The organism is Bacillus cereus group sp. BfR-BA-01355 (genome assembly GCF_022663675.1).
In the GTDB taxonomy this organism is placed as follows: domain Bacteria; phylum Bacillota; class Bacilli; order Bacillales; family Bacillaceae_G; genus Bacillus_A; species Bacillus_A thuringiensis_S.
In genome coordinates this window covers 1-17,611 of sequence record NZ_JAKUFY010000112.1, presented here as the reverse complement: position 1 = coordinate 17,611, position 17,611 = coordinate 1, and the positions used below count along the sequence as shown (strand labels likewise).

The following is a 17,611-nucleotide window of genomic DNA, read 5'->3' as shown; positions in this document are numbered from 1 at the left end:
AAAGCAAGAGAAATAGCAAAAGCTAAAGAAGAAGAGAGAGCGAAAGAAGTATCAAAAAACAACATAGAGTCTGCTAAACGTGAATTAACGGTAGTAGCGACAGCGTATACTGCTGATCCAAGTGAAAATGGTACATATGGTGGACGCGTTTTAACTGCGATGGGGCATGATTTAACGGCAAATCCGAATATGAGAATTATCGCAGTTGACCCGAAAGTAATCCCATTAGGATCTAAAGTATGGGTGGAAGGTTATGGAGAAGCTATCGCTGGTGATACTGGAAGCGCAATTAAAGGTAATCGTATTGATGTATTAATGGGTTCAAAAAGTAAAGCTATGAATTGGGGAAGACAAACTGTTAAAGTGAAAATTTTATAGTAACTATAATGATCCAAATAGAAGTCAGTTCTCTTTATTGAGGCTGGCTTTTATTTTTTTAGTAGAAGTATAATAGGATTTTTAAATGGCTTACTAATAAACCTGTAATAAAACATAAAAATTGTCTCATGTTTAGAAAAACTATTAAGAATGAGGTAAGGAAGTAGAACAGAAGGGTATTGAGAAGTAGAGAAGAATAGTATGTTGAAAACGAAGGGTTAACGTATAATGAAATATAAAAATCGGATCAAATCGTTTACTAAACACTTTCAATCATAATAGTGTAATTAAGTTCAAAGGACAGGTGTATTTCATGAAAGAAGTAAGGGAATATATTGAAACAAAGAAACAAGGTGTGTTGGAGTTGCAAATAAAAGAAACGGAAAAAAAGTTAGGTGCTGCTTTCCCAAATCAATATAGGGATCTTATTAAATTAGTTAATAATGCTGAAATTGGGGAATGGATACTATATCCGATTAAAGATAATAGAAATGTAACGAAAACTTGGGATGATATAGTTAGACAAAACGTAGACATGAGAGATGAGTATATGCCAGAAAACCTTATCATAATTGGAGAAGATGGTTCAGGGGATAAATTGTGCTTTAAAATAAATAATGGAAAAATGGATGATGAAATATATATTTGGTATCACGAGGATGACGAAATGGAAGAAATATCTCCGAGTTTAAAAGAATTTATTATGGAAACTATTCACGAAGACGATGCTTTTTAATCTTAATTATTATCATTTTGTGAATCACTCTTATAAAAGGCGAGGGTAGAATATGACAATAGAATTATATGGCGCACATTACAATAAGCGGAAAGGGCATAGAGTAATTGAAGGAAGAGGTTCATATAATCATTACTTTGGCGGTCAAGAATGTAATTTGCCAGTATGTAAGTTATGCGGTGAGAAGATGCATTAAATTCTCTGTTTTGATTTAAAAGATGGGAGACTTGCTGAACTTAAAAGTAATGAACTAAATATTTTACCATTCGTTTCATGCCTGAACTGCGCGATGGTGTGGGAACCGCAATATTTTCAGTTAAGTGATGGAGGTAAAACAGTTCAAATCATAAAGCAGCAAAATACAGAAGAATGGATAATGGAAGAGGAAGATAAGTTACCAGTTTCATTACCAAAAACAACGGTAAAGCTTATAAATATGAAAAATGAAGATATACCTACAGATGAAGATAGTTACTGGGAAGCTTTTGACTTGTTCGGTTCGGAATATGTATGTAGATTGTTAGGGGCACCATTATATGATGATCTTCCAGAGGATTTGGCGTGTCCAACTTGTTCTAAAGAGATGAAGTATGTTGCTACAATTACACAAGATATCGAGGAACGCGGACTTATTTCAGTAGTTGATTTCCAGTTTGGGGAAATGAATATCTATTTTTATTTATGTCAAGATTGTTCTGTAATGAAGACCGAGATACAAGGTACATAATGTAAATAAGACTGATTGATTATGTCAGTCTTATTTGTATATCTTAATATCATTAAAAATTACATCAAATATTTCTTTTTGCGTAAAGTTATCTGTAAAAATAGTTTCTCTCGCAACCTCAATTGTATCGTGCGGATTATACCATTTTTGTAGGGAATTTTCACCAAATTCATGTCGTTTGTCCCTTGTGTTATGTCGTCTAATAGTTTCCTCTAATGATAAATCAAAGTAATATGTAAATGCATTTTTATCAAAATAACGAATTAATTCTTTTAACATCTCACCATACCTACGACTGTTCAATATACCTTCTAAAATAACAAATTCACATTTTCCTTTTCCGTACTTTGTAATTTCAAATAGTAAATCATGTGATAAATTCCCCATTGTGTCGTGTACTCTAAGCATATCTCTACGCACAACATCCTGTGATACTAAAAGTGTACCTTGTCCGAAATGTTCTTGTAGTTGCTTTGCAATCGTTGTTTTACCACTTGCGGAGTTTCCTCTAAGAATGATTAAAGTGGATGTAAATATAGGATTAGACATAATGTATTCCCCCCAACAGTATTAATTATATAGAAAATTTTAACAAATAAAGTGAGGAAAGTGTATAATTAATATGACGGATATTTAAGGAGGGGGTTAGATGGGGGATATATTAAAAAATGCACGACCTATATGGAAACGGACTTGGTTTCGTTATCTAGGGGCATTTTTTATTGTTCAGTTACTGTTTATCCCGCATTAACGGGCAGTAAGACCCCCACCTCAAAATTCAGCGAAAGCGAAGAAGTTAGGTGGGGGATCAACTGCCCGTAAAAGCCCGAATGGTTCAACTAATAATCAGTGGGGGATGAACAAAACCCCCACTGATTAAAGTTTCACTTTATTTTGTGTGAAATAACTGCGTGGGCACCAAACTTTAGGCCAGGCGGAGAGTTTTTTAATAGAATATTAAATTCTCAATTTTTCACTGAATGGTTCACACTCTATACAATCCCGCAATTTAACGTATTTACAGCATTTTTTGCGATTACATTACTACCATATGCATTAGTAGGTGCAATGAAAGATATAACATCAAGAAAAAATATAAAGGAATAATAGAGGTATAATATGCTTTTTCAAAAAGAAGGTTTATTGATTAGATACGTAATGGAAGATGATGCATCTATCGTTTCTAAATGGTTAACGGACCCAGCAGTCCTGCGGTATTACGAAGGACGAGATAATCCGCAGTCTGTAGAAAAGGTGCTTGATCATTTTATACATAATCCAAACAGTAATGAAAAAAGATGTTTGATAGAATTTGATACCGTTCCGATTGGTTACATGCAAATGTACCCAGTTGATTCAGAGTGGAAAGCGTTATATGGCTATAAAGAATCACAAAATGTATGGGGAATGGACCAATTTATCGGTGAACCAGCCTATTGGGGAAAAGGAATTGGACAAAAACTCGTTCAGGCAGCAATTACATACATTATGGGTGAAATGAGAGCAGAGGCAATCGCAATGGATCCGAAAGTAAATAATGAACGAGCGATAAAGTGTTATGAAAAATGCGGATTTAAAAAAGTAAAGATTTTAAAGGAACATGAGCTGCATGAGGGGAAATTAGAAGATTGTTGGATGATGGAATACAAACAATTATAATGAATATGCAATGGCTTATATAAACGAAGGGAGCTGTGCGAAATGAAAAAAGCGTTAATCGTAATTGATGTGCAAGCGGGTATGTATACAGCTGGAATGCCAGTACATAATGGGGAAAAGTTTTTACAAACATTGCAAGAGCTTATTGGGGAATGTCGTTCAAATGATATCCCAATTATTTATGTCCAACATAACGGTCCTAAAGACCATCCGTTAGAAAAAGGTACGGATGGGTGGCGAATCCATGCGGCAATCGCTCCGCAAGAAGGAGATAATATTGTTGAAAAGACGACGCCAGATTCATTCCATAAGACAAACTTAAGCGAAGTGTTACAAGAGAAAGGAATTGAACACGTTATTCTTTCGGGAATGCAATCAGAGTATTGTGTAGATACGACAACGCGCAGAGCATGTAGTGAAGGATATAAAGTAACGTTAGTGAGTGATGCGCATAGTACATTTAATACAGAAGTGTTACGTGCTGAAGATATTGTGCAACATCATAACGCAGTATTGGGAGCGTTTGCGGATGTTGTTGCATTAAAAGACTTGAAAGTGGCTGCCTCTAAATAAGAGGTAGTTTTTTTATTAGAAAAAAGCGTCAAATATTGTCGGTAAGTCGATATTTTGAAATAATCGTTTATATAATTTCACGTACCATAATGAAAATATACAAAAAAGGAGCACCACATAATTAAAAAGGGTGCTCCTGCATTAAAATGTTACTTCTTCTTGTCTTTATCCAATATATTTTGTTCTTCAGCAAACTCCGTACCATATGCAAAGCGGCGATTAATACGAATGTTATCATTGTTGTGCCTTGTATGAGAGTTAGAGAAGCGATGAACGATTACTTCAGATAAAGTGAAGACGATGGCAGAAAGGATACTGCCCCATGCAATTTGCATATAGTTGTCTAATAAAATATTACCGAAAATCCATACGCTTAAATATGTTAATAAGAAATCCGACATAATGGCACCAGTATTGCCAATTCGATTTAAAATAATTTTATCAACGAACATGTAGGATACGATTGTAACAAAGAGACTGAATGAAATAATTTGAACAAACGTTGCAGGGAAAAATAAAGCAAGCCCAATGCTAAATGCGATAATGCACGATATAAACTTGATAAGCACTACTGTGAAATCATTCAAAATTCACACCTCCGATTTATACATAGTTTTTCAATAAATTCTGGAGTTCATACATTGTAACGGATTTATTTACGTAAAACTTTTTCATGTTCGGAATTTAGTCTAAATATTATAAAAACAACGGAAAAATGTTATAGTAAAATGAGAGTGTATGACATTTTTAGGTAAGGGGGAATCCAGGATGTGGATTACTTCAGAAGTAGAAATTCCAGATGAGTTAATCGATCACCTTGAGCAAGGAAAGTTAGTGTTATTTGTTGGAGCGGGAGTTTCTATGAAAGGGAAATCAAACTTACCGAATTTTGATGATTTAGTTGATGCAATTGCAAAAACGTTATATGTCGAAAAACGTGAAATAACAGAACCACATGATTATTATCTTGGTAAAATTGCAAAAACAAAAGATGTACATCAAGTTGCAAGAGATCTTGTTCATATAGAGAAATCAAAACCGAATCCATTGCATTTTGCAATTCCAAGGTTATTTCCTTTAGATACAGATATCCGCATTGTAACAACAAATTTTGATCAACATTTTACAACTGCAATTAAGGAAATAAATAGAGATATCAATGTTTATTATGCTCCAGCTTTACCGACTGGGAGAGCATTTAAAGGTCTTGCTTATATACATGGTAATGTAGAACAGGAGAAAGAGGCTTTAATTTTAACAGACGGTGATTTTGGAAGGGCTTACTTAACCGAAGGGTGGGCGAGAAGATTTTTAGTCGATCTATTCTCGAATTACACCGTTTTATTCGTTGGATATAGTCATAATGACCCAGTAATGAAATATTTAGCAACTGGTTTACCACCAAGTACAAGACGATTTGCTTTTGTCGCACAAGGGGAAAATACGTACCACTGGGAACATTTAGGGATAAGACCAATTGTGTATCCGAATAAAGTGAATAATCATCAATCCCTCGTAAAAGCGGTAAAACGCTGGGCGGAATTAATGGGCGATAATTATATTACGAAAAGAATGCGTATTCGGGATATTGTAACGGTTCCCCCGTCAGTAGAACAGGAACAATTATCATACATAAAGCAATCAATTAAAAAAATTGAAACAGTTCGTTACTTTGTGGAATTTGCTCATGATTATGAATGGGTCGAATGGTTAGAAGCAGAAGGTAAATTACAAAATTTGTTTATGCTTACGCCAAACTATAATGAAGTAGATGAATTACTTGCAGAATGGTTAGTGGAACAATTTCTTTTTAGTCATCAGAAAGAATTATTTCAATTAATTTATAAAAACTATTCTAAAATATCACCGTTATTATGGAGAACGATTTGTAACTACTTAAACGAAACGAAGAGTAAGATGGATCCGTTGTTGTTTGCAAGATGGACACTCTTTTTATTAGAAACAGCTGAAAAAGATAGTAGCTCTATAGAAAAGATTTCTAAGTTACTGCAAAAATGTTCTTTTCCTGAGCATAAGGAAATTGCCTTATTGTTACTAACTTTTATTTTAGATGGAAAACTGAAGTTGAAACGTGTAAGAAAATGGGGAAATGATACGCAAGAATCAATAGAACTCGAGGAATCGAGTCGCTTACCAGTATCTACATTTTCTCATGTGGAGCAAATTTGGAACGAAAAGATGAGGCCATATATCACCCATTATGCTGTTCCAATTATGATGATCGGATTAGAAAAATTGAGAATGTTGTCGTTAAGACAAACGGCACTGAAAAAAAGAAATAAGGAAGATGTAGAAAAAGATTTTCATCAAAATGATCTTGCATTTTTAATACAAATTGTAAAAGAGTGTCTAACTTATTTATGTGAAAACAATGAGAAAAAAGCGGATTATTATATTACAGAAATGATAGAAGCAAATAGTGTACTTCAAAAGCGAATTGCAATTGACGCGATGAATAAAAATATTTTTGTTCGTGTAGATGACAAAATGAAATGGTTGTTACATGAAGGACTTCTTTTAGATTTCACTTATAAACACGAAGTTTTTCAACTTTTAAAAAGGCATTATGCATATTGTTTAGAAGAAACAAAAGAAGAAGTCACTCGAACTATAATAAAGCATCTTACAGAAGAGAGGGTATTTGATGCATGTCTCGTATTAGACTTATTATTCAAGTGTGATTCAAATAGTCCATCTACGGCAAATGGGTATGAGTTAATGAAGCAAAAGCATCCTCATTTTCATTCTGAACGATACAGTGTACAAAAGAAAGAGGATACAGCGCAAAGCATTACTTGTAATGTAACAGCTGACGGATTATTGCAGCTGAAAGATGTTGAAATTATGAAGCAAGTTCGGCAATTTTCGCAAGATGGTGTTTTTGAACAACGCCATTTTTTAGAGATGTTATCAAAAGCATGTAAATTGAATACAGAGTGGAGTATTTCATTCGCATATCAATTAGTAGGAGTGCAAGAAATAAGTAATGAAGTATGGTTTGTTTGTATTAGAGAATGGCGAAATAACCGAGGATTGACAAATGATCAAATCCAAAAAATTATTCCGCTATTGCAGAAATTTGTTAGAAATACTGCTTATCATTGGTTAATTAGTAGTTTTCTATATGAAATTAGTAATCGACTAGAAGAGTTAGAAGAGAATAGTATACGTGTTGTAAAACGCTTTGCTTTTTCAGTGTTTCCTCAAGTTATGAAGAGTGATACGGATTTTAAGCTTGGAAAACAAGATTTTTACAATGAATCAATTCAGCATCCTGTTGGGAAAATGACGGCTGTATTATTAAAGTTGTTATCATATGATCATTTATACGATCGTAATGTATATGAATATTTATTTTTATTTGAAGAACAAGTAAGAGTTAATTTGGAACGAACAAACTTTATGTTTGCTCGTTTAATAGCAGATATTACATTTCTATATCATATTGAAAAGCAATGGTGCCGAAAATATTTGTTACCATACTTAGATTTAAAAAAACAAAATGAAATTACGGAATATGCATGGGCTGGTTTATGTTACACGCAAATAAATTTACCTTTATTTACAGAAATGAAGCGTTTTATTAAGTATGCGATAGAACATTTGGAAGTATTACATCCGCATACGAGGGAAGCTTTCTTGAAGTGGCTTAGCTTTGTATTTATTAAATGTGTACTATATTGGGAGCAAAAAACAGAGTGGTTATACCCTTTACTCATACTAGAAAATGAAGAAAATAAAATTAAATTTATGCAGTTTTTATGCTATTACGTCAAAACATTAAGCGTAAAAGAACAACAAAAATTTTGGACAGCTTGGCTCAGTGTATTTTTACGAGAACGACCAAAAATGGGTGAGATAACTGCGAGAGAATATGTAATGCTTTTACGTATTATCTTATACATGGATGAAATATTAGAAAAAGGATTATGTATTATGTCTCGTGCATTTTCAAGTGTACATGGTAAATGTACAGGTGAGGAAATGAAGCAGTTATTGATTGAAATGCTTCATAAAAAAGAAAGTATGAAAGCGCATAAAGAAATGTTTGCAAATGTGTTTTTTATTTTACTACAAACATGTCACGAAGCCGTTTTATTTGAAAAAGAAATCATACAAATAAAAGAATTATTAGTTCAGTATGAAGTAGAGGAATATGTTTTACATTTACTAGAAAATGAAATAATTCGCATAGGAATTGTAATGGGTGATTTACAAAAAGAATTATAGGATGAAAGTGGAATTTTAAAAAAATATATAAAAAGTTGTTGACAGTGTTTTAAAAAGCGTTCTATAATACGAATCATACTTATTCAATTTCAAAAACATTTGAATAAACAAAGTGCAATGAAGAGATCACAGTAGTGGTTAGTCTTACTGTAACAGAGAGCTGGTGGTTGGTGTGAACCAGTACAGGGATAATCATGAATTACAGTCTTGGAGCATCTTTTTCGTAATAAAGATAGTTTGTCTTTATGAGGAAAAAGCGGTCAATTGATCGTTAACAGTGAAGAGAGGTAGACGGAAAGTTAGTCTACAACTAGGGTGGTACCGCGATAAATATCGTCCCTACTGATTTATTCAGTAGGGACTTTTTGTATTTTAGTGGTCCAACTTGAAAATAAAATAGTCATGCATTGAAAGGAAAAGCAGTAGTTGTTGTTTCCCTGTAACAGAGAGCTGGTGGTTGGTGCGAACCAGTACAAAAACAAGAGCGAATTACAGTCCTGGAGCATCTTTTTCGTAGTAAAGATAGTATTTGTCTTTATGAAGGGAAAGACGGTCAGATGATCGTTAACAATGAAGAGAGGTAGACGAAAGAAGTCTACAACTAGGGTGGTACCGCGATAAATATCGTCCCTACTGATTGCATCAGTAGGGCTTTTTTGTACAAAAAAGTGGGTTTTTAACTAGTAGTTCATGTCTTTGTACGAATTATTAGTTTAAAATAAGAAGAGGTATCGATTCCACTATAAATTTGTATAATTAACCAGTTCAGAAAATAGAGAATCTTTTATTCTCTTACTATACTTTTAAAACATTAGAGGAGGATTTCCAAATGGCAAATCATGAATTAGATCAATTACGTAAACAGGTAGATGAAATTAACTTACAACTATTACACCTTTTAAACAAACGTGGTGAAATTGTTCAAAAAATTGGAGAGCAAAAGCAAGTACAAGGTACGAAACGCTTTGATCCAGTACGTGAGCGTGAAGTACTTGATATGATCGCAGAGCATAACGAGGGACCATTCGAAACATCAACTGTTCAACATATTTTCAAAACGATTTTCAAAGCAAGCTTAGAGTTACAAGAAGATGATAACCGCAAAGCGTTACTAGTATCACGTAAAAAGAAACAAGAAAATACAATCGTTGATGTAAAAGGTGAATTGATTGGAAACGGAACACAAACGTTTATCATGGGACCTTGTGCAGTAGAAAGCTTAGAGCAAGTTCGTCAAGTAGGGCAAGCGATGAAAGATCAAGGCTTAAAATTAATGCGCGGCGGTGCATTCAAACCGAGAACATCTCCATACGATTTCCAAGGTTTAGGAGTAGAAGGACTTCAAATTTTACGTCAAGTAGCAGACGAGTTCGACTTAGCAATTATTAGTGAAATTTTAAATCCGAACGATGTTGAAATGGCATTAGACTACGTTGATGTAATTCAAGTTGGTGCACGTAACATGCAAAACTTCGATTTATTACGTGCTGTAGGTAAAGTTAACAAACCAGTATTATTAAAACGTGGATTAGCAGCAACAATTGATGAGTTCATTAACGCAGCGGAATACATCATTGCGCAAGGCAACGATCAAATTATTCTTTGTGAGCGTGGTATCCGCACATACGAAAGAGCAACACGTAACACATTAGACATTTCTGCAGTACCAATTTTAAAGAAAGAAACACATTTACCAGTTATCGTTGATGTAACACATTCAACTGGACGCAGAGATTTATTATTACCAACAGCGAAAGCGGCACTTGCAATTGGCGCAGATGCAGTAATGGCTGAAGTGCATCCAGATCCAGCAGTTGCATTATCAGATTCTGCACAACAAATGGACATTCCAGAATTCCATAGATTCATGGATGAGTTAAAAGGTTTCAAAAATAAATTATCTTAATTCCATATCATATATGCATTGAAGAGGAAACAGTAGTGCTTATCTCACTGTTAAAGAGAGCTGATGGTCGGTGTGAATCAGTACAAAGGTAAGCATGAATTACAGCCTTGGAGCATCTTTCCCGACAACTTATGGAGGGGAAGACGGTCAAACGATCGTTAAAGAAGAAGAGAGGTAGACGACAGTTGTCTACAACTAGGGTGGTACCGCGATAAACATCGTCCCTACTGAGCGCTCAGTAGGGACTTTTTTGTACAAAAAAATAGTAAAGGGGCAAGAGAAATGAGATACATTACAGCTGGAGAATCACATGGACCGCAGTTAACAGTTATTTTAGAAGGTGTACCAGCAGGTTTGACACTTACGGCGGAACATATTAATAAAGAATTATTAAGAAGACAAAAAGGTCATGGACGCGGAAGACGCATGCAAATTGAAACAGATACAGTTGAAATTGTAAGTGGTGTTCGTCACGGGATGACACTTGGATCACCGATTACGTTAATCGTAAAAAATGATGATTTCAAACATTGGACGAAAGTAATGGGTGCCGAGCCAATTTCGGAAAAAGAAAGTAAAGACATGAAACGTACAATTACAAAACCACGTCCCGGACATGCGGATTTAAATGGAGCAATTAAATATGGTCATCGTGATATAAGAAACGTATTAGAGCGCTCATCTGCAAGAGAAACGACAGTTCGTGTAGCTGCTGGTGCAGTTGCAAAACAAATTTTAAGCGAATTAGGCGTGGAAATTGCAGGACATGTTCTTGAAATTGGTGGAGTAAAAGCAAAACATATTTCAAACTTATCAATTGAAGAAATTCAAACAATTACTGAAAACTCACCAGTTCGATGTTTAGATAAAGAAGTAGAGCAAGAAATGATGAATACGATTGACAACGCAAAAAGTAGTGGAGATTCAATCGGTGGCATCGTGGAAGTCATTGCAGAAGGTATGCCAATTGGCGTTGGTAGTTACGTTCATTACGATCGTAAATTAGATGCAAAACTTGCTGGGGCAATTATGAGTATAAATGCATTTAAAGGTGCTGAAATTGGCGTAGGTTTTGAAGCGGCACGACAACCTGGAAGCAAAGTGCATGATGAAATTCTGTGGGATAAAGAAAAAGGATACACGAGAAAAACGAATAATGCCGGCGGTTTAGAAGGCGGTATGACAACAGGTATGCCAATTGTCGTAAGAGGCGTTATGAAGCCAATTCCTACTTTATACAAACCGTTAGCAAGCGTTGATATTGATACGAAAGAAGAATTCCAAGCGAGTATTGAAAGATCTGATAGTTGCGCAGTACCAGCAGCGGGTGTAGTAGCTGAATCTGTTGTGGCATGGGAACTTGCAGATGCACTAGTCGAACAATTCGGAAAAGATCGTATGGAATTATTAAAACAAAACATTATGCAACACAATAACTACGCAAAAGAATTTTAATAAAAAGGTGGGTTTAACGTGCAAGTAAAGGATCAACTATCATCATTACAACCATATAAACCAGGTAAATCACCAGAACAAATGAAAGAAGTGTACGGAGATCATTCGTTTGTGAAATTAGCATCGAATGAAAATCCATTCGGTTGTTCACCGAGAGTTTTAGAAGAGTTGCAAAAATCTTGGTTGGAACATTCTTTATATCCTGACGGAGGTGCTACAACGCTCCGTCAAACAATCGCAGATAAGTTGCATGTGCAAATGGAACAAGTACTTTGTGGTAGTGGTTTAGATGAAATCATTCAAATAATAAGCCGCGCCGTATTACGAGCGGGAGATAACATTGTAACAGCAGGTGCAACATTCCCGCAGTACCGTCATCATGCGATTATTGAAGGCTGTGAAGTGAAAGAAATTCCTTTAAATAAAGGTGTATACGATTTAGACGAAATTTCGTCAGCGGTAAATAATAATACGAAAATCGTATGGATTTGTAATCCGAACAACCCGACGGGCACATATGTGAATGAGCAAAAATTAACTCAATTTATTGAAGGCATTAGTGAAAATACGTTAATTGTCATTGATGAAGCGTACTATGAATACGTAACAGCAAAAGACTTCCCTGAGACATTACCGCTTTTAGAAAAACATAAAAACATTCTTGTACTTAGAACGTTTTCTAAAGCATACGGATTAGCTTCTTTCCGCGTTGGATATGCGATCGGACAGGAAGAGCTAATTGAGAAATTAAATGTTGTACGTTTACCATTTAACGTATCTTCATTAGCGCAAAAAGCAGCTACAATTGCTTTTAGTGATGACGAGTTTATTAAAGAAATAGTTCGCGTGAATACAGAAGGATTACAGCAATACGAGAGTTTCTGTAAGGAAAACGGTATACCATTTTATTCGTCACAAACTAATTTCATCTTCTTACCGGTAGATAATGCTGGAGAGATTTATGAAGCTTGCGCACATGCAGGGTTTATTATTCGTCCATTCCCAAATGGTGTCCGTATTACAGTTGGAACAAGGGAGCAAAATGAAGGAGTGATTTCAGTGTTAAAACAACACTTTGAAAATAAAAAAAGTAAGTCTCGAGATGAGGCAAATGCGTAAAAAGGTAGTATTAATTGGAACAGGTTTAATAGGAGGCTCTCTCGCATTAGCAATTAAGAAAGAGCACGATGTAATGATAACAGGTTATGATATATTTAAAGAGCAAGTAGAGCGTGCAAAAGAATTACACGTAGTAGATGAAATAGCAGTTGATTTACAACATGCATGTGAAGAGGCACATTTAATTGTTTTTGCTTCTCCAGTTGAAGAAACGAAGAAGTTATTACACAAACTTGCGTCATTCCGTTTACGAGAAGATGTTATAGTGACTGATGTTGGTAGTACAAAAGGGTCTATTATGAACGAAGCGGAAGCTTTATTTTCAAAGGAAGTTTCTTTCATTGGGGGACATCCGATGGCGGGTTCTCATAAAACGGGAGTTGAAAGCGCAAAGGCGCATTTATTTGAAAATGCATTTTACATTTTAACACCGATGAATCATGTACCAAATGAACAAGTGGAAGACCTTAAAGTATGGTTAAAAGGAACAGGATCACATTTTCTTGTTTTAAATACAGAAGAACATGATTATGTAACAGGGATCGTTAGTCATTTCCCGCATCTTATCGCAGCAGGTTTAGTAAAGCAAGTTGAGAAGCATGCAGGAGATAATCCGCTCATTCATCAACTAGCTGCTGGAGGTTTCAAAGACATTACACGTATCGCATCTAGTAGTCCGAAAATGTGGAGTGATATTGTAAAGCAAAATCGAGAGCATTTAATGGTATTATTAAAAGAGTGGATCTCTGAAATGGAAGGTTTATATAAGACAGTTTCTACCGGAGATGCAGGCGAGATTCAAAACTATTTTGCAGATGCGAAAGAATACCGTGATTCTTTACCAGTAAGAAAGAGTGGTGCAATTCCTGCTTATCACGACTTATACGTTGATGTATTAGATAAGGTGGGGGCATTGGCTCATATTACGAGTATTTTAGCGCGCGAGGAAATTAGTATTACGAACTTGCAAATATTAGAAGCGCGTGAAGGACTGCTTGGGGTATTACGTATTAGCTTCCAAAGGGAAGAAGATCGTATGAAAGCAAAGCTAGCGCTTGGAGAAGAAGAATACCAAACTTATGAAACAATTTAAATGAGAAGGTGAAAAACGTGAAAGAAAGAACAATACAACCTGTTAATAACGGATTGAATGGCAATATTACAATCCCAGGTGATAAATCCATTTCACACCGTGCTGTTATGTTCGGTTCGATTGCAGAAGGGAAAACAACAATTAAAGGTTTCTTGTCCGGTGCAGACTGTTTAAGTACTATTTCATGTTTTAAAGAAATGGGAGTAGAAATTACGCAAAACGGTGATGAAGTTACTGTAGTTGGTAAAGGATTAGAAGGTTTACAAGAACCGAAAGCTGTATTAGATGTTGGTAATTCTGGTACAACAATTCGATTAATGTCAGGTATATTAGCTAACACACCATTTTTCTCTTGCGTACAAGGTGATGAATCTATCGCAAAAAGACCGATGAAGCGTGTAACAAACCCATTAAAACAAATGGGTGCAAACATTGACGGCAGAGAAGAAGGAACATTTACACCGCTAACAATACGTGGTGGAGATTTAAAAGCAATTGAATATATTTCTCCTGTTGCAAGTGCACAAGTAAAGTCAGCTATTTTACTTGCAGGGCTTCGCGCAGAAGGTGTAACAGCTGTTACAGAACCACATATTTCCCGCGATCATACGGAAAGAATGCTTGAAGCATTTGGTGTTAAAGTAACTCGAGAAGGAAAGACAGTGAAGCTGTCAGGTGGACAAAAATTAACAGCAACAGACATTCAAGTGCCAGGTGACGTATCATCAGCAGCATTTTTCTTAGTAGCAGGTGCAATCATCCCAAATAGTAAACTAATATTACAAAATGTAGGAATGAATCCAACTCGTACAGGTATTATTGATGTTTTAGAGAAAATGGGTGCTACATTTACTATAGAGCCGATTAACGAAGGCGCATCAGAACCAGCTGCAAACATTACGATTGAAACATCTTCATTAAAAGGAATTGAAATTGGTGGGGATATTATTCCAAGACTAATCGATGAAATTCCAGTTATCGCTTTAGCGGCAACACAAGCAGAAGGTATTACAGTTATTAGAGATGCACACGAATTAAAAGTAAAAGAAACAAATCGTATTGATACAGTCGTTGCGGAGTTAACGAAACTAGGAGCTCGCATAGAAGCAACTGATGACGGCATGATCATTTACGGAAAATCAGCTTTAAAAGGCAATACAGTAAATAGTTACGGTGATCACCGCATCGGAATGATGCTTGCGATTGCTGGCTGCCTGGCAGAAGGGAAAATAATTATTGAAGATGCAGAAGCAGTAGGTGTATCATATCCTACATTCTTTGATGAACTTCAAAAGTTAGCTAAATAATAAAGATGGAAAGCAGATACGTGATGTATCTGCTTTTTTTGTTAAAACGTCCTTGTAATTTCACTTACCGAACTATAATAGTGAGAATTGTGATACAATTCAAACAGAGAATGGAGGAGAATTATATGAATGTCATGCAATTAAAAGAAGATAAGTTCAGAGAAGCATTACGTTTATCAGAATACGCTTTTCAATATAAAGTAGATGAGGAACGATTACAGCAGCAACTTACAAAGATGAAGGAAAGTCATGAAATATACGGCATTATGGAAGGGGAAGACTTAGCAGCAAAACTACATCTTATTCCGTTTCATATTTACATAGGTAAAGAAAAATTTAAAATGGGTGGCGTTGCAGGAGTAGCGACGTATCCAGAGTACAGAAGAAGTGGGTATGTAAAAGAGCTACTTCAACATTCACTTCAAATAATGAAAAAAGATGGCTATACAGTCTCTATGTTACATCCATTTGCTGTTTCATTTTACCGTAAATACGGCTGGGAACTTTGTGCGAATTTAGTCACATGTCATATGACTAAGAGCGATTTAGTGATGAAAAAACAAGTGAATGGTACTGTGAAACGTTTCAATAAAGAAAAGCATCCAGAAGAGGTCGAAAAGCTCTATGAAGTATTTGCAGAACGTTTTTCAGGTATGTTAGTTCGAGAGAAGAACTGGTGGTTACAAGCGGTTTATGATGATTTAACATTAGCGATTTACTATGATGAAAATAAAAGGGCAGCAGGTTACATGTTATACAAAATAGAAAACTATAAAATGACAGTAGAAGAATTTGTACCACTACGTAATGAAGCACGAAATGGTCTGTGGAACTTTATTTGCCAGCATGATTCTATGATTAAAGAACTTGAAATGACAGTAAGTGAAAACGAACCGTTGTTATATTCATTGCAAGAGCCACGCGTGAAGACAGAAATAAAACCATATTTTATGGGAAGAATTGTAGATGTAGAGCAGTTCTTAAAACAATATGAGTTGAATTGGAACAATGTACAGCAAGAAGTGATCCTACACATTACAGACGCATTTGCTCCGTGGAATAACGTAACAGTGAGACTTGCAAATCATGAAATAACAATTGTAGAAGAAACAACGGAAAAAGGAATAAAACTGGATATTAATGCACTATCGGCAATAATGTTTGGTTATAAACGCCCATTAGAACTAAATGAACTTGAATTAATTAGTGGAAGTGACGAGGCAATACGGTCAATTGAGAATCTAGTACCAGTGCGTAAGCCATTTATTTATGATTTCTTTTAATTTGTATGTATGAAGGTGGGCTATCCTAAGTGGAATTTCGGGATAGCTTCCTCTTATATTGTGAATTTTTGTCGGTAAGTCAATATATCATGAAAATCGCTGATATAATTAGAGTTGCGCCAATATATCCAGAAAGTCGCTCGTATAATTTCATTCACAAATAAGGGATAAAAAATCACAGCTATACTTTGTCACGCACTTGACTTTTAATTCATGTAATTTATAATTAAAAACGGAATGAATTTTCATTCCTGGAAATTGAGGTGGAAAAATGGCTAAAAACAAACAAGAGGATATTTTTGATGCTGCAATACAACTTTTTGCAGAACGAGGTTATGATGGTACAACAATTCCGATGATTGCTGAAAAAGCAAAAGTAGGCGCAGGTACGATCTACCGTTATTTTGAAAATAAAGAAGCGCTTGTTAATTCTTTATTTACGAAAAGTGTTTTACAACTATCAGAATTAATAAAAAATGATTTCCCGGTCGATGCAAATATTCGTGAACAGTTTAGCCATACATACAACCGTTTATTTGAATTTGCGAGACAAAATGCAGATGCTTTTCTTTTTACAAATTCTCACTGTGATAGTTATTTTCTAGATGAACATAGCAATGAAATATTCGAGGACTTCATGGGTTTCTTCATGAACTTGATTGAAGATGGAATTGAAAAAGGTTTGCTTCGTCCATTACCACCAATTGCTTTAATTATTATTGTATATCAACCAATTGAAAAATTAATTAAAGTAATGGAAACAGGGCAGTTAGAATATACAGATGATTTGGTAAAGGAATTGGAAGAAAGTTGTTGGAATGCTATTAGAATCATTTGATTCTATAGCGTTATAAGGACAGGAATGAACATTCATTCCGAGAAAGGTATGAAAAAGAATAACAGGAGATGATAAATCTTCACAACTAAAGGAATGAATATTCATTCCGTATTACCTAGTTTAATAAAGTTAATGAATAAATTAATAGAATGATAGGAATGAACGTTCATTCCGGAAAGTGTTTTCAAAAGATTAGGAATGAATATTCATTCCACATGTGAATTTTATAATGGGAGATGATTCAAATGAGCAAGTTAAAAAGTTGGAGAAGTTTATCTTTTCTATT

General features: G+C 35.0%; 14 protein-coding genes, 3 pseudogenes and 3 other annotated features. Of the genes and pseudogenes, 15 read left to right on the top strand and 2 right to left on the bottom strand.

The features are described from left to right. The 3 genes and pseudogenes from MR167_RS25775 to MR167_RS25765 form a co-directional block, all read left to right on the top strand. The coding region (locus MR167_RS25775) for a 3D domain-containing protein (RefSeq protein ID WP_074789878.1) at positions 1-378 on the top strand (378 nt) is incomplete at its 5' end. 313 nt (positions 379-691) lie between these two features. Then, positions 692-1,114: an SMI1/KNR4 family protein gene (locus MR167_RS25770; protein WP_000665940.1), complete on the top strand. Its 423-nt coding sequence runs from the start codon at positions 692-694 to the stop codon at positions 1,112-1,114. A gap of 52 nt (positions 1,115-1,166) precedes the next feature. Then, positions 1,167-1,841 (top strand): annotated as a pseudogene (locus tag MR167_RS25765) (hypothetical protein). 30 nt (positions 1,842-1,871) lie between these two features. Here MR167_RS25765 and MR167_RS25760 read toward each other — a convergent pair. Then, a complete protein-coding gene (locus tag MR167_RS25760) occupies positions 1,872-2,390 on the bottom strand; it encodes a kinase (RefSeq protein ID WP_242315853.1) in 519 nt (172 codons plus the stop codon). Between the two features lie 100 nt (positions 2,391-2,490). Between MR167_RS25760 and MR167_RS25755 the strand changes: the two are divergent. The 4 genes and pseudogenes from MR167_RS25755 to MR167_RS25740 form a co-directional block, all read left to right on the top strand. Beyond that, positions 2,491-2,574, top strand: a pseudogene (locus MR167_RS25755) (YfzA family protein); the annotation flags it as partial. A 155-nt stretch (positions 2,575-2,729) separates the two neighbouring features. Continuing rightward, a pseudogene (locus MR167_RS25750) lies at positions 2,730-2,948 on the top strand (YfzA family protein); the annotation flags it as partial. Positions 2,949-2,960: 12 nt separating this feature from the next. Beyond that, a complete protein-coding gene (locus tag MR167_RS25745) occupies positions 2,961-3,500 on the top strand; it encodes a GNAT family N-acetyltransferase (protein WP_242315851.1) in 540 nt (179 codons plus the stop codon). A 42-nt stretch (positions 3,501-3,542) separates the two neighbouring features. Beyond that, positions 3,543-4,073 (top strand): cysteine hydrolase family protein, encoded by a 531-nt coding sequence (locus MR167_RS25740; protein ID WP_000709528.1) that lies wholly within the window; start codon positions 3,543-3,545, stop codon positions 4,071-4,073. Between the two features lie 149 nt (positions 4,074-4,222). Here MR167_RS25740 and MR167_RS25735 read toward each other — a convergent pair whose 3' ends face one another. After that, positions 4,223-4,660: a YndM family protein gene (locus tag MR167_RS25735; RefSeq protein WP_000997702.1), complete on the bottom strand. Its 438-nt coding sequence runs from the start codon at positions 4,658-4,660 to the stop codon at positions 4,223-4,225. Positions 4,661-4,841: 181 nt separating this feature from the next. Between MR167_RS25735 and MR167_RS25730 the strand changes: the two genes are divergently transcribed. The 8 genes from MR167_RS25730 (at position 4,842) to MR167_RS25695 (ending at position 17,325) form a co-directional block, all read left to right on the top strand. Beyond that, entirely contained in the window at positions 4,842-8,324 is a 3,483-nt protein-coding gene (locus tag MR167_RS25730) for a DUF4020 domain-containing protein (protein ID WP_242315849.1), read from the top strand. 108 nt (positions 8,325-8,432) lie between these two features. Then, positions 8,433-8,668, top strand: a binding site (T-box leader). Between the two features lie 54 nt (positions 8,669-8,722). Next, positions 8,723-8,959: a binding site (T-box leader), on the top strand. Between the two features lie 194 nt (positions 8,960-9,153). Next, a complete protein-coding gene (locus MR167_RS25725; protein ID WP_001273575.1) occupies positions 9,154-10,230 on the top strand; it encodes a bifunctional 3-deoxy-7-phosphoheptulonate synthase/chorismate mutase in 1,077 nt (358 codons plus the stop codon). Positions 10,231-10,239: 9 nt separating this feature from the next. Beyond that, positions 10,240-10,459: a binding site (T-box leader), on the top strand. 53 nt (positions 10,460-10,512) lie between these two features. Continuing rightward, a complete protein-coding gene (gene aroC, locus MR167_RS25720; RefSeq protein ID WP_242315847.1) occupies positions 10,513-11,685 on the top strand; it encodes a chorismate synthase in 1,173 nt (390 codons plus the stop codon). 18 nt (positions 11,686-11,703) lie between these two features. Continuing rightward, positions 11,704-12,804, top strand: coding sequence for a histidinol-phosphate transaminase (gene hisC / locus MR167_RS25715; RefSeq protein WP_044782817.1), 1,101 nt, complete (start codon positions 11,704-11,706; stop codon positions 12,802-12,804). Continuing rightward, positions 12,797-13,897 (top strand): prephenate dehydrogenase, encoded by a 1,101-nt coding sequence (gene tyrA, locus MR167_RS25710; RefSeq protein WP_001228126.1) that lies wholly within the window; start codon positions 12,797-12,799, stop codon positions 13,895-13,897. Before hisC ends, tyrA begins: the two co-directional genes overlap by 8 nt. A gap of 17 nt (positions 13,898-13,914) precedes the next feature. Next, positions 13,915-15,204: a 3-phosphoshikimate 1-carboxyvinyltransferase gene (gene aroA, locus MR167_RS25705; protein WP_000664636.1), complete on the top strand. Its 1,290-nt coding sequence runs from the start codon at positions 13,915-13,917 to the stop codon at positions 15,202-15,204. Between the two features lie 125 nt (positions 15,205-15,329). Then, entirely contained in the window at positions 15,330-16,487 is a 1,158-nt protein-coding gene (locus tag MR167_RS25700; protein ID WP_141442469.1) for a GNAT family N-acetyltransferase, read from the top strand. Positions 16,488-16,758: 271 nt separating this feature from the next. Further along, entirely contained in the window at positions 16,759-17,325 is a 567-nt protein-coding gene (locus tag MR167_RS25695) for a TetR/AcrR family transcriptional regulator (protein WP_001107289.1), read from the top strand. The last annotated feature ends 286 nt before the right edge of the window (positions 17,326-17,611 follow it).

Coding starts and splice junctions, on each gene's coding strand:
- MR167_RS25770 (WP_000665940.1), top strand. CDS start 692: ATGAAAGAAGTAAGGGAATATATTGAAACAAAGAAACAAGGTGTGTTG.
- MR167_RS25760 (WP_242315853.1), bottom strand. CDS start 2,390: ATGTCTAATCCTATATTTACATCCACTTTAATCATTCTTAGAGGAAAC.
- MR167_RS25745 (WP_242315851.1), top strand. CDS start 2,961: ATGCTTTTTCAAAAAGAAGGTTTATTGATTAGATACGTAATGGAAGAT.
- MR167_RS25740 (WP_000709528.1), top strand. CDS start 3,543: ATGAAAAAAGCGTTAATCGTAATTGATGTGCAAGCGGGTATGTATACA.
- MR167_RS25730 (WP_242315849.1), top strand. CDS start 4,842: ATGTGGATTACTTCAGAAGTAGAAATTCCAGATGAGTTAATCGATCAC.
- MR167_RS25725 (WP_001273575.1), top strand. CDS start 9,154: ATGGCAAATCATGAATTAGATCAATTACGTAAACAGGTAGATGAAATT.
- aroC (WP_242315847.1), top strand. CDS start 10,513: ATGAGATACATTACAGCTGGAGAATCACATGGACCGCAGTTAACAGTT.
- tyrA (WP_001228126.1), top strand. CDS start 12,797: ATGCGTAAAAAGGTAGTATTAATTGGAACAGGTTTAATAGGAGGCTCT.
- MR167_RS25700 (WP_141442469.1), top strand. CDS start 15,330: ATGAATGTCATGCAATTAAAAGAAGATAAGTTCAGAGAAGCATTACGT.
- MR167_RS25695 (WP_001107289.1), top strand. CDS start 16,759: ATGGCTAAAAACAAACAAGAGGATATTTTTGATGCTGCAATACAACTT.